Raw genomic sequence first — 13,185 nt, forward strand, 5'->3', positions numbered from 1 at the left:
ATAAATCAAGGTTTTCTGGCACTCAACCTATGAAATTTTTAATTGAGTGGGAATAAAAACTTAGCTACTTTAAGTAGCTAAGTTTTTTTACTCTTATTTCTTGAATAGACTTCCTGCGAAACTAAAATCCTAGTTCACGGTTGATCATTCCAGCAATCAAATTCATTCGTAATCCAAACCGTTTGCGTCGATTTCGATAGGTTGTTGAAAATATTTTAAACGTTTTACTTTGGCAAAATATTCTCAACCTTGATTCTCTCTTTGGATAGCGTATGGTTATAGGTTTTATCTTCAAGAGTTAGTGGCTTAAGTTTGCTTGATTTCCTCGGAGTTTGCGCTTGTGAATACATCTTCATGATCCCTTGATAACCACTGTCTGCCAAGATTTTAGCAGCTTGTCCGATGTTTCTGCGACTCATTAGTTAATTGTTTGCTTGCTTCATAATTCATAGAACTATTGTACCATATTTTGTTTCGCAGGAAGTCTAATAAGAGATACTTACACTTAAAATATCATTTTTATGTAGTTCGATAGTTACAAGTTCATTATTCTTAAATTGAATATTTTTCAGTATATTTTTCCATTTTCTTGATAATAATATGAAAAAGACAGAAAAGAAATATTCCTAGATTTTAGGCTTAAAAAATGGTATTCTAAATATTCAGTACAATATGATTGATATCATTTTATTAATATTAGGAGGAAAAAATGCATATTATCATTCAAATTACAATCATTTTGTTGGCAAGCGTTCTTGCAACTCTTATTTCAAAAAGAATTGGAATACCGGCTGTTGTTGGACAACTACTTGTAGGTATCATCATCGGACCTGCAATGCTAGGACTTGTTCATCAAAATCAGGTATTACATGTCTTGTCAGAAATTGGTGTTATCTTACTCATGTTTTTAGCGGGTCTTGAAGCTAATTTTGATCTTTTAAAGAAGTATCTTAAGCCCAGTCTACTGGTCGCAATTACTGGTGTTATTGTTCCTATGGCTCTCTTCTACTTCTTGACACGCTTGTTTGGGTTCCAAATCAATACTGCTATCTTTTACGGGCTCGTATTTGCTGCAACTAGTATTTCTATCACAGTTGAAGTTTTACAAGAATACAATCGTGTAAAAACAGATACTGGTGCTATTATTTTAGGTGCTGCTGTTGCTGATGATGTCTTAGCTGTTTTGCTTCTGAGTGTCTTTATTGCAACAAATGGAAGCTCTTCTAATATCGGATTACAAATTATCATTCAATTGTTATTCTTTGTTTTCTTATTTATTTGTATGAAATACCTTGTACCTGCTCTTTTCAAATTAATCGAAAAGGTTCATTTCTTTGAGAAATATACTATTCTTGCTATCCTTATCTGTTTTTCTCTATCAATTTTAGCCGATAAAGTTGGAATGAGTTCTATCATTGGTTCGTTTTTTGCAGGATTAGCTATTGGACAAACTTCTTTTGTTGATAAGGTAGAACATAAAATTTCACTTCTTAGTTACACCTTCTTTATCCCAATTTTCTTCGCTTCAATTGCACTACCTCTTAAATTCGATGGAATGATGTCTCACCTTCACACGATATTAATCTTTACTGCTTTGGCTGTTTTATCAAAATTAATTCCAGGGTACTTTGTCGGTCGAGGCTTTAATTTTTCCAAATTAGAATCTTTAACAATTGGTGGTGGAATGGTCAGTCGTGGCGAGATGGCTCTCATTATAGTTCAAGTTGGATTAGCTGCTAAAATTATTTCAAGCACTACTTATTCCGAGCTTGTTATTGTTGTTATACTATCAACTATTATTGCGCCATTTATTCTTAAATATTCATTTAAAGATTAGTAAAAAAACACAAACATTTATTTAGGGTAAAAAAAGTCTAGCTTATAAGCTAGACTTTTTTATTAACTACCAAACTGCTGGAAAAAATTAACAATTTGTTGCCAAATATTAGCTAAAAATCCCTTACCTGATTCAACAGCTTTATTAGCATTAAAATTGACATTGATATTTTTAAATTTAGATCCTGCTTTCGAAACAATGTTGTCTTTCAAATTATTCAAGGTGTTCGTGAAATCACTATTTTTGATGACATTACTTTGTGAAAGATTAACTGCAAAATTAACAATTAAATTTATTTGATTTTCCGTTACAGCGTTATCAAGATGATAATTTTTCAATGTTTCCTCAACAATTTTTCGAATATCATCTTTTGAAAGATCAGATCCTCCTTTAGCTACGGCTGACTTAATATCCGTTAAAGCTACATTAAGCTTGTCGGCGTCATAACCTTCCTTACCCTTATTCTCAGCATTAATACCAGATAAAGTACTTAACTCTTCTTGTGCTAGTTGTTTATTTTCTGATGATACACTTGCTCCATTTTTCTCTAATGAATAATAGATACCTGCAAGAGCACTCTCCCCAGTTACTTTTATTGGAGCAGCCACTGATATCGTTGCATGCTCAATACCTAATGTAACTGCAGCATTGCGATACATATCTTCTGTAACTTTAGTAATATTCTCAGGTGTAACAATGTTTACTGCTAAGGTATCGTTAGACCCTAATTTTTTTATTTTAACAGATGAATATAATTGGATGCTTGCATCATCAGCTATATTCATTATTTTAGCATATGAGCTAGTATTTAGCGTTTTAACTTTCGTGTCTCTAGATTCATCATAATTCAGAAGTTGTAATGTCTGTGCACGCTGTTCTTGATTTAGCGAATAACCTAAGACATAATCAGGTTGAACATAAGTTTCATCAATAACTTTCTGAACATCTGATGCAGCATATGCTGGACTCGCTAGGGTAAATAAAATAAAAGCAAGGCCTGCAAACAATAGCTTTTTAATACTCATTTTAGTATCCTCATTTCAAAATAATTCCTTTTCAATTCTTTTCATACCTTACATTATACCATGATTAACTTACTTATTTCTTTAAAAAACTTCTTGAATATAAAATTATTCAGTAAATTAAACAAAGTTGCGTATCCACGCAACTTTGTTTATTATTCATGTAATTCTAAAGGTAAACCATCTGGATCAAAGAAAAAGGTCATCTTTTTGCCAGTATAGTCATCGTAACGAATAGGCTCTACAAAAATTCCTAAATTCTCCAGTTCTACCTTGTACGCTTCCACATCTGGAACGTAAAAGGCAAGGTGTCGTAAACCACATGCTTCACGTGGCCAATTCGGCCTACCTATTCTCTGAGGAGGAGTTTCATATTCTGGATCATCAAGACGATTTCCAAATATTTCAAGCTCAATATCACCGCACCGTAAATCTAATTTATAATCATGACGCTCCGGACGATGGTTTTCACGAATAATTTCAAATCCTAGCTTATTAACATAGAAGTCTTTTGACTTTTCATAGTCAGAAACAATTATCGCAATATGATGAACAGTCTTTAATTTCATAATTCTAACTACCTTCTAGAGATTAATTTGATTATATTTTTTCGAAAATGCTTTTAATATCGACTCATCTGCTGTTGAAAATTCACCTGTTTTTTCTAATTCAGCATGCACAATAATACGTTCTGTGGCTTCTGGATCCGTACAGGTCACTAAAGTGAGTTGGCTCTTGCCAGGTGTATCATCAATAACCTCAACATGTTCTGGTGTTACCTTTGAAATTTCAGTAATAGTGTAAGTGTATACTTTGCTTTTATCAGTGAGGTAAACTTTCATACCTTTCTTAGCATGTTCTAAAGGTGAAAAGAGCATCTTAGAAGAACCTGTCAAACCAAAGACATGGTGACTAGCTAAGGCATAGTTATTTGGGCCTCCCATAATCTGGTTTTCTTTCATCGTTCCTGCACCATAACTCAACTCTGTATTGCCCAGTCCTTTGAAAATTGGGAGATTGATTTCGACATCTGGTATAGCAATCCCTCCTATTACAGGCAAATTATGTGATTTCGTTTGAGCAGATAAAATCGATTCTGTACTAATAGATTTGACTGATGAAAAGTCATAACTTGTTTTAGATTTCTTATTTTTTTCAATTGTTTTTTTACTAACTCGTGAAATTTGATAATGATTTGATTGATGAGCTATGAAAGCATTGCGAATTGGTTTATTGAACACCAAAGCCAACCCAACAATAATTAGCAATACAACCAATAACCATCTAACAAAGTTAAAGAAACCATGTGATTTTTTTTTATTACGCATAACTTCCTATTCTTTTGTATCCTCTATATTAGACTTATCTTCAATTTCTTGTTCCACTAGCGCAACAGTGACGATTTTAGCTTCTTGATCAAGTCTCATCACTTTAACACCCATGGTAGAACGACCAGTTTGAGAAATATTAGCAACATTGGTTCGAATAATAACACCTGTATCTGTAATGACCATGATGTCCTCATTTCCATTAATCGTCACTAAGCGTGCTAATGGCCCATTTTTAGCAGTAATATTAGCGGTTTTTATTCCTTTACCACCACGGCCTTTTGTAGGATATTCCGAAGCTTCTGTTCTCTTGCCATAACCTTTTTCAGTGATGATTAGTACTTCTTGTCCATTAACGATACGAGAAGCTCCCACAACTTTATCACCTTCACGAAGATTAACGCCTCGTACCCCAGTCGCTGTGCGTCCCATATTACGTACAGCGTTCACTTTGAAGCGAACAGAGTAGCCTGTACGTGTCCCGATAATAACATCTTCATTTTCGTCAATCAAGAGGACGTTAATCAACTCGTCATTCTCTTTCAAATTAATAGCACGAAGTCCATTTTGACGAATGTTACTAAATTCAGAAACACTTGTACGTTTCACTATACCTTGCTGAGTTGTGAAAAAGAAATATTTATTAGCGACATCTTCTTTTCTAGCGTTAATAATTGTTTGAATTGTCTCACCTTCGTCAAGTTTTAAAAGGTTAACGATAGGGAGGCCTTTAGCTGTACGTCCATATTCTGGAATTTCATATGCTTTCAAACGATACACACGCCCTAAATTTGTAAAGAAAAGCACAGTATCGTGAGTACTTGTTGAAACCAATTCACGAACAAAATCATCGTTATTAACTCCAGTCCCTTGAATACCGCGTCCTCCACGTTTTTGTGCTCTAAACTCATCTTGAGCGAGACGCTTGATATATCCCTTGTTTGAGAGAGTAATAAGAACATCTTCTTCCTCAATAAGGTCTTCATCTTCAAGTGATAAAACTTCACCAATCATTAATTCTGTACGACGGGCATCAGCATACTTACGCTTAACCTCATCCATCTCTTCTTTTATAATGGTAACAACACGTTCAGGCTTAGCTAAGATATCTGCTAAATCAGCAATTAAAGCTAGTAAGTCATTGTATTCTGATTGGATTTTATCGCGTTCTAATCCAGTTAAACGACGAAGACGCATATCTAAAATAGCTTGACTCTGACGCTCCGATAATTCAAAACGTGACATCAACTCTGCTTGAGCAATGGTGTCTGTCTCACTATTACGAATAATTGTGATAACTTCATCCAAGTGATCAAGCGCCACAAGTAAACCTTCTAAGATATGAGCACGGGCTCCTGCTTTAGCTTTGTCAAACTGAGTACGACGAACAATAACTTCCTTTTGGTGTTCAATATAGTTATCAATGATTTGTCGTAATGACAAAATTTTTGGAACACCTTTTTCAATAGCAAGCATATTGAAGCTAAAATTTGTCTGCAAGCTAGTTAATTTGAAAAGATTATTTAAAATCACATTTGCTGAAGCAGCACGACGAACTTCAATAACAAAACGAACGCCTTCACGACTTGATTCATCACGAACAGCAGTAATACCTTCAATGCGCTTTTCTTGTGCTAAACGTACAATATGCTCGTGTACTTTTGTTTTATTAACGCCATATGGAAACTCTGTGACAACAATACGCTCTTTCCCATTTGAAGTTGTTTCAATTTCAGTCCGTGAACGTAAGACAATTGATCCCTTCCCAGTTTCATAGGCACGGTGAATACCTGAACGTCCCATCACCAAGGCACCAGTAGGAAAATCTGGACCAGGAATAACTTCCATTAACTCCCGTGTAGTAACATCAGGGTTATCCATAACCAATTTGACAGCATCTATAGACTCACCTAGATTATGTGGTGGAATATTTGTTGCCATACCTACAGCAATACCAGTTGCACCATTGACTAATAAATTAGGGAAACGCGCTGGTAAAACAAGAGGTTCACGTTCACTGCCATCATAGTTATCTTGAAAATCAACTGTATTTTTATTGATATCACGAAGCATCTCAAGAGCAATTTTACTCATACGTGCTTCTGTATAACGCTGTGCGGCAGCACCATCCCCATCCATTGAACCAAAGTTTCCATGACCATCAACGAGCATATGACGATATGACCACCATTGTGCCATACGCACCATTGCTTCGTAAATAGATGAATCACCATGTGGATGGTATTTACCCATAACATCACCAGTAATACGTGCTGATTTCTTATGAGGTTTATCAGGTGTCACACCTAGTTCATTCATACCATATAAAATACGACGATGAACAGGTTTTAAACCATCTCTAACATCTGGAAGTGCACGAGCAACAATGACACTCATGGCGTAATCGATAAAACTCGTTTTCATTTCACTAGTTAGATTAACATCTACTAAATTTTTATCTTGCATTAAAAAATGCCCCTTTTCTTCACTGTAAGTCTCTTACATTGTACCATAATTTAGGTAAAATTGCGATGATAAATCGGTATCAAAAATATCAAGACACTCAGCGTTTTCAATAGTTTTCTATGATATTTCAATTTGTTTGCAAATTTTTTCACATTTTATTAGTGACTTCTTTCATTGAAAATGATAGAATATAGGTGTATGGGAAACTTCCCAAAAATATTTAAGGAGATGTTTAGAAATGACTGCAACTAAACAACATAAAAAAGTTATTCTCGTTGGTGATGGTGCCGTAGGTTCTTCTTACGCTTTTGCACTTGTTAACCAAGGTATTGCGCAAGAGTTAGGTATCATTGAAATCCCAGCTTTATTTGATAAAGCTGTTGGTGATGCTGAAGATCTTTCACATGCCCTTGCATTTACATCACCTAAAAAAATCTACGCAGCTACTTATGCAGACTGCGCAGATGCTGACCTTGTTGTCATTACTGCTGGCGCACCTCAAAAACCAGGTGAAACTCGACTTGACCTTGTTGGTAAAAACTTAGCAATTAACAAATCAATCGTAACTCAAGTTGTTGAATCAGGTTTCAACGGTATCTTCTTAGTAGCGGCTAACCCTGTAGATGTACTTACATATTCAACTTGGAAATTCTCAGGTTTCCCTAAGGAACGCGTTATTGGTTCAGGTACTTCACTTGACTCTGCACGTTTCCGTCAAGCTTTAGCAGATAAAATTGGTGTTGATGCTCGTTCAGTTCACGCATACATCATGGGTGAACACGGTGACTCAGAATTTGCCGTTTGGTCACATGCTAACGTTGCTGGTGTCCAACTTGAACAATGGTTACAAGAAAATCGCGATATTGATGAACAAGGACTTGTTGATTTGTTTATTTCAGTTCGTGACGCTGCATACTCAATCATCAACAAAAAAGGTGCTACATATTACGGTATTGCTGTCGCACTTGCTCGTATTACTAAAGCTATCCTTGATGATGAAAATGCAGTTCTTCCATTATCTGTATATCAAGAAGGCCAATACGGTGATGTTAAAGATGTCTTTATCGGTCAGCCTGCAATCGTAGGTGCACATGGTATCGTTCGTCCAGTTAATATCCCATTAAATGATGCTGAACTTCAAAAAATGCAAGCCTCAGCTGAACAATTAAAAGATATTATTGACGAAGCTTGGAAAAACCCAGAATTCCAAGAAGCATCAAAAAACTAACATAGTTGAAAAAAAGCTAGGATAGGAATATCTTAGCTTTTTCTTTGCCGTTACATTTTTGACCTTGTTAAAGGATGAAATAAAAGGCTAAGCATTTCGCTTAACCTTTTTAATTTTAAATTAATCTTTAGCGCCTAATGCAGCCATTGTAATATAGTTATATGGCTTATTAAAATGTGGTAAGAAGAAGATATCGGTCAAAGCAAGCTTTTCAATAGTAACTTTTTCTTGAATAGCAAGTGAGAACATATGAATTCCCATAGATACATCTTCGTGTGAGACCATTTGGCAACCAAGGATAACTCGGCTATCTTTATCATAGACAATCTTAATAGCTACTTCATGATTATTGTGTTTGATAAATTCTGGTTTTTGAAGGTCATTAAAGCCTGTTTCAACTGCATTGTACCCAGCTTGTTTTGCTTTTTCTAAAGTCAAACCAGTTGACACCATGTTAAGGCCATAGATTGAGATACCATTTGACCCTTGGACACCAGCACCTTCAAGCTCTGTACCACATGCATTGTGAGCTGCTACAATACCAGTACGAACGGCGTTTGAAGCAAGAGCAATATAATTGATATCATCACGAGAATTATCCCAAATTGTCGCACAATCACCTATAGCATAAACATCTTTCACGCTTGTTTCTTGCTTCTTATCAACTACCCAAGCGCCATTACGGAATGTATCTAATTTACCTGCACCGAGTTCTGTATTTGGACGGAATCCAACAGCTAAGATCACCATATCAACATCAAATGTTTCTTTATCAGTAACAAGACGTTCTACTTTACCATCACCTTCAACTGCTTGAACAGCTTGTCCGAAAGCAAGACGAATACCATGGTCTTCAAGGTTTTTACTCATCATATCAGTAAAGTCACGATCATAGTAACCACCCATACAAGTATCAGCAACATCAACAAGTGTTACTTCTTTTCCAATACGTTGGAAAGCTTCTGCTAATTCTACACCAATATACCCAGCCCCAACAACAGCAACACGATTGATACCAGGTTTAGCTAACTTTTCAATAACTTCTTCTGAATTTTGATAAAGTTTCACAAATTGAAGGTTTTCAAGAGTAGCTTTAAATTCACGAGATCCTTCTTGAATTTCAACACCTTTAATTGGTGGAATGATAGGTTGTGAACCAGTTGCTAAAATAAGTTTTTCATAACTTTCAACATGTTCTTTTCCATCTACTAAAGCTGTAACTTCTTTTTTATCGTAGTCAATATTAAGTACTGGAGAGTTCATGTAAACCTTAGCTCCCATACTTTCCAACTGCTCTTTATCAGAGTAGAACAATCCTTCTGGACCATCAATCTGTTCACCAATCCAAAGAGCCATACCACATCCTAAGAAAGAGATATTGGAATTTTGATCAAATGTTACAATTTCATTGGCTTCACCATAATTACTAAGCATTGTTTTAATTGCTGCTGTACCAGCGTGGTTTGTCCCTACGACAACGATTTTACTCATATTAAGAGTTCTCCTTTATAAATAATTAATAACAAAACACATTATAACATTATTCACAAACTCTTACTAGAATAATGACTCAATTTTCTATTTTTTTATATTTTATTGTTATTGTATTATAATTTATGTGAAATTTTCACAAAGTATTTTTCCACAAATTCACAAACAATAAAAAGAAACTAGCTTATACTAGTTTCTTTTTATTTATTTCGTTTTAATATAATTAATACCATCCGCCTTAGGAGCTACTGCTTGTCCAAAGAAAGCTGCTAATACAATGATAGTGAGGACATATGGAGCAATTTGTAGATAAACTGTTGGAATATTGCTCAAAAGTGGTAAATGGCTACCGATAACTGCTAAACTTTGCGATAAACCAAAGAATAGACTAGCAAGCATTGCACCAATTGGATTCCACTTACCAAAAATCATCGCCGCTAAGGAGATAAAGCCCGGTCCTAATATAGTTGTCGCTGCAAAGTTAACAGAAATAGATTGAGCATATACAGCTCCTCCTATTCCACCAAGGAAACCTGAAATCAAGACACCAGAGTAACGCATAAGATAAACATTAATACCTAAGGTGTCTGCTGCTTGAGGATGTTCTCCAACTGAGCGTAATCTTAATCCAAAGCGAGTTTTATATAGAATAAACCAAGCAAGGAATGAGAAAAGAATAGCAATATAACCGACTAAGCTTGTTCCTTTAAAGAAGATATCACCAACAAAAGGAATATCTGATAGTATAGGGAAATTAAATTTTCCAAATGATTCTTGAATATTATCAGTTTGACCTTTATTATAAAGAACCTTAATCAAGAAAACAGCTAATGAAGGTGCCATTAAATTAAGAACGGTTCCGCTGATAATATGATCTGCACGAAAATTAACTGTCGCAACTGCATGGATAACAGAAAAAATTAAACCAACTAAACCACCAACTAGTACAGAAATCCATGGAGTCGCATCACCAAAAACAGAAGCAAACTCTAAATTAAATACAACGCCTGAGAAAGCTCCAATTACCATAATTCCTTCTAAACCAACGTTGACGATACCACCACGTTCAGAGAAGGTTCCCCCAATACTTGTAAAGATAAGAGGTGTTGCGTAAATTAGCATTGATGAAAATAGCAATGCAAAAATCGTTGTTAAACTCAATTTACTTACCACCTTTCATTTGTTTTTTAGGTTTAATAACATACTCAATAATGTAATGGACACCTACGAAGAAGATGATTGAAGCTGTTACAACTTTAATTAACTCAGGTGGAATACCTGCAATGTTCATACCAGGCGCACCAACACTTAGAACACCAAATAGAAATGCTGCAAATAAAATACCTATTGGACTATTCGCTGCGAGTAGACTTACTGCCATACCGTCAAAGCCAATAGCTAACGAGGATGGCTGTACAAATACATTCTCAAATGTACCTAGTCCTTCAACAACACCACCAAGTCCTGCAAAAGCTCCAGAAATAATCATTGATAGAATAATTGTACGCTTTGCAGACATACCAGCGTACTCACTAGCATTTGGATTTAAACCAACTGAACGAATTTCAAATCCAAGCGTTGTTTTATTTAATAGGAACCAAACTAACACAACTGCAATAATAGCAATGAAGATACCAATATTGATACGTGAATTATTCGTTAAACTAGATAACCAATCTGTCTGGTATGATGCATTGGCAGAAACATATACACTCGAGTCACTTGTACGCATAATGCTTTTTGGGAAAACACGTTGTACAATAGCATTTCCTGAATAAAGAACAATATAGTTCATCATAATAGTTACAATAACTTCACTTGTTCCAAGGTATGCTCTGAGAATACCTGGAATAGCTCCAGTGATTCCCCCAGCAACGATACCAATAATAATAGTACAAAGAATCATTGCTGGACGTGGCATATCTGGGTGTGAAAGAGCGAACCAACCTGCGGCAATCCATCCTGATAAGGCTTGCCCTGGAAGTCCAATATTAAAGAAACCTGCACGACTGGCAACTGAGAAACCTAGAGCAATTAAAATTAATGGTCCCATTGCACGGAAAATTTCACCAATATTTTTTATACTACCGAATGCTGTTTGGAACAATCCCTCATAACCCCAAAGTGGATCATAACCAAATATCAGCATAATAATAGCTCCTAGAATGATTCCTAGTACAACTGAAATCAGAGGAACTGCAATTTTTTGCGCCTTCTTAGACATCTCTCTCCTCCTTTTCAATTTTTCCACCAGCCATCAAAATACCCAATTCTTGCTTGTTGGTTTGGTCGGGTTTAACAATTCCTTGAATTTTACCATCATGAATAACTGCAATACGATCTGATAAGTTTAAGATTTCATCTAACTCAAAGCTAACTACTAAGACCGCTTTCCCTTTATCGCGCTCTTCAATCAAACGTTTATGAATATACTCGATAGCACCAACATCTAGACCACGAGTCGGTTGGCTAACAATGAGTAGGTCTGGATCGCGATCCACTTCACGAGCAATAATTGCTTTTTGTTGGTTACCACCAGAAAATCCTCTTGCTAAAACATGTTCACCAGCACCACGCACATCAAATTCTGTCATTAATTGACGAGCATACTCTTTAATTTTAGCAAAATTAAGGATACCTTTATGACTCAATGGCTCTTTATAATAAGTTTGTAAAGCTAAATTTTCTGCCATCGTCATATCTAGAACCAAACCATCTCTATGACGATCTTCTGGAACATGACCTACACTTAATTCTGTAATTTGTCGACTTGAAAATTTTGTGACATCTTTACCTTTAATTACAATTTGACCAGAAGTTACCTTTCTTAAACCTGTAATAGCTTGAATTAATTCACTTTGTCCATTACCATCAATACCAGCTATACCTACAATTTCACCTGCTCGAACATCTAACGACAGATTTTTAACAGCTAGAACGCCGCCTCTATTTTCTTCTACAACTAAATCCTTTACAGAAAGGATTATGTCAGTCGGATTAGCTTCCTTTTTTTCAGTTCTGAAGGAAACAGATCGTCCAACCATCATTTCCGCCAGTTGTTGAGAACTTGCGCCTGCAACAGGGACTGTTTCAATACTTTTACCACGGCGAATCACAGTAACTTTATCAGCAACTGCCCGAATTTCATCCAATTTATGGGTAATTAGTATAATGGATTTGCCTTCTTTAACAAGGCTCTTCATAATTGTCATCAATTCTTTTATTTCTGATGGTGTAAGCACCGCCGTCGGCTCATCAAAAATTAAAATATCTGCACCGCGATAAAGTGTCTTCAAAATTTCAACACGCTGCTGTGCTCCTACAGAAATATCAGATATTTTAGCATTTGGATTTACTGACAAACCATATTTCTCTGATAGTTCCTTTATTTCTTTAGCTGCTGTCTTAATGTCTAAAACACCATTTTGGGTGGTTTCATTTCCTAGAACAATATTTTCAGCTACAGTAAATGCTTCAACAAGCATGAAATGCTGATGTACCATACCAATCCCCAATTGTGACGATTTGGAAGGTGAATCAATAGTTACAGGCTGACCATTAATAAAAATTTGACCGTCTGTTGGTTCTAGTAAACCTGCTAACATGTTCATTAAAGTTGATTTCCCTGCACCGTTTTCGCCAAGCAGAGCATGTATCTCACCTTTTTCAACCGTCAAATTGATATGATCATTTGCCACAAAATCACCGAATTTCTTAGTGATTTCTTTCATTTCAATGACATTCTGTGTCATGTGGTTCTCCCTTTCAGAAAAATTCATTTATAGTTCAGTAAAATCCACCAATCGTTAACGA

Annotated in this window: 10 protein-coding genes and 1 pseudogene; 2 read left to right on the forward strand and 9 right to left on the reverse strand. The window is 35.6% G+C overall.

Annotated features, from left to right (window positions below; translation table 11 throughout):
- Nucleotides 1–121 precede the first annotated feature (121 nt).
- Nucleotides 122–419 (reverse strand): annotated as a pseudogene (locus EGX70_RS02770) (transposase family protein); the annotation flags it as partial.
- 290 nt (nt 420–709) lie between these two features.
- Here EGX70_RS02770 and EGX70_RS02775 point away from each other — a divergent pair.
- On the forward strand, nt 710–1,837 hold the full coding sequence (locus tag EGX70_RS02775; protein ID WP_000547446.1) for a cation:proton antiporter: 1,128 nt from the start codon (nt 710–712) through the stop codon (nt 1,835–1,837).
- Nucleotides 1,838–1,899: 62 nt separating this feature from the next.
- Here EGX70_RS02775 and EGX70_RS02780 read toward each other — a convergent pair whose 3' ends face one another.
- The 4 genes from EGX70_RS02780 to gyrA form a co-directional block, all read right to left on the reverse strand.
- Nucleotides 1,900–2,862: a DUF1002 domain-containing protein gene (locus EGX70_RS02780; RefSeq protein ID WP_000023418.1), complete on the reverse strand. Its 963-nt coding sequence runs from the start codon at nt 2,860–2,862 to the stop codon at nt 1,900–1,902.
- 152 nt (nt 2,863–3,014) lie between these two features.
- Nucleotides 3,015–3,428: a VOC family protein gene (locus EGX70_RS02785; RefSeq protein WP_000770045.1), complete on the reverse strand. Its 414-nt coding sequence runs from the start codon at nt 3,426–3,428 to the stop codon at nt 3,015–3,017.
- Nucleotides 3,429–3,443: 15 nt separating this feature from the next.
- Nucleotides 3,444–4,187 (reverse strand): class A sortase, encoded by a 744-nt coding sequence (locus EGX70_RS02790; RefSeq protein WP_001244681.1) that lies wholly within the window; start codon nt 4,185–4,187, stop codon nt 3,444–3,446.
- 6 nt (nt 4,188–4,193) lie between these two features.
- Entirely contained in the window at nt 4,194–6,653 is a 2,460-nt protein-coding gene (gyrA, locus tag EGX70_RS02795; protein WP_001152975.1) for a DNA gyrase subunit A, read from the reverse strand.
- 238 nt (nt 6,654–6,891) lie between these two features.
- Here gyrA and EGX70_RS02800 point away from each other — a divergent pair, with 238 nt between their 5' ends.
- Nucleotides 6,892–7,881 (forward strand): L-lactate dehydrogenase, encoded by a 990-nt coding sequence (locus EGX70_RS02800; RefSeq protein WP_000127487.1) that lies wholly within the window; start codon nt 6,892–6,894, stop codon nt 7,879–7,881.
- Between the two features lie 120 nt (nt 7,882–8,001).
- On the opposite strand, the gene nox is transcribed toward EGX70_RS02800, so the two are convergent.
- The 4 genes from nox to EGX70_RS02820 form a co-directional block, all read right to left on the reverse strand.
- Nucleotides 8,002–9,372 (reverse strand): H2O-forming NADH oxidase, encoded by a 1,371-nt coding sequence (gene nox, locus EGX70_RS02805; protein WP_000036813.1) that lies wholly within the window; start codon nt 9,370–9,372, stop codon nt 8,002–8,004.
- A gap of 204 nt (nt 9,373–9,576) precedes the next feature.
- Entirely contained in the window at nt 9,577–10,533 is a 957-nt protein-coding gene (locus tag EGX70_RS02810) for an ABC transporter permease (protein WP_000060306.1), read from the reverse strand.
- Between the two features lies 1 nt (nt 10,534).
- Complete coding sequence (locus EGX70_RS02815; RefSeq protein WP_000036988.1) at nt 10,535–11,596, reverse strand: ABC transporter permease; 1,062 nt, start codon at nt 11,594–11,596, stop codon at nt 10,535–10,537.
- On the reverse strand, nt 11,589–13,124 hold the full coding sequence (locus EGX70_RS02820; RefSeq protein ID WP_000193235.1) for an ABC transporter ATP-binding protein: 1,536 nt from the start codon (nt 13,122–13,124) through the stop codon (nt 11,589–11,591). The genes EGX70_RS02815 and EGX70_RS02820 overlap by 8 nt, the downstream gene beginning before the upstream one ends.
- Nucleotides 13,125–13,185 lie beyond the last annotated feature (61 nt).

Source organism: Streptococcus sp. FDAARGOS_522, assembly GCF_003812445.1.
GTDB classification, from domain to species: domain Bacteria; phylum Bacillota; class Bacilli; order Lactobacillales; family Streptococcaceae; genus Streptococcus; species Streptococcus agalactiae.

Coding starts and splice junctions, on each gene's coding strand:
- EGX70_RS02775 (WP_000547446.1), top strand. CDS start 710: ATGCATATTATCATTCAAATTACAATCATTTTGTTGGCAAGCGTTCTT.
- EGX70_RS02780 (WP_000023418.1), bottom strand. CDS start 2,862: ATGAGTATTAAAAAGCTATTGTTTGCAGGCCTTGCTTTTATTTTATTT.
- EGX70_RS02785 (WP_000770045.1), bottom strand. CDS start 3,428: ATGAAATTAAAGACTGTTCATCATATTGCGATAATTGTTTCTGACTAT.
- EGX70_RS02790 (WP_001244681.1), bottom strand. CDS start 4,187: ATGCGTAATAAAAAAAAATCACATGGTTTCTTTAACTTTGTTAGATGG.
- gyrA (WP_001152975.1), bottom strand. CDS start 6,653: ATGCAAGATAAAAATTTAGTAGATGTTAATCTAACTAGTGAAATGAAA.
- EGX70_RS02800 (WP_000127487.1), top strand. CDS start 6,892: ATGACTGCAACTAAACAACATAAAAAAGTTATTCTCGTTGGTGATGGT.
- nox (WP_000036813.1), bottom strand. CDS start 9,372: ATGAGTAAAATCGTTGTCGTAGGGACAAACCACGCTGGTACAGCAGCA.
- EGX70_RS02815 (WP_000036988.1), bottom strand. CDS start 11,596: ATGTCTAAGAAGGCGCAAAAAATTGCAGTTCCTCTGATTTCAGTTGTA.
- EGX70_RS02820 (WP_000193235.1), bottom strand. CDS start 13,124: ATGACACAGAATGTCATTGAAATGAAAGAAATCACTAAGAAATTCGGT.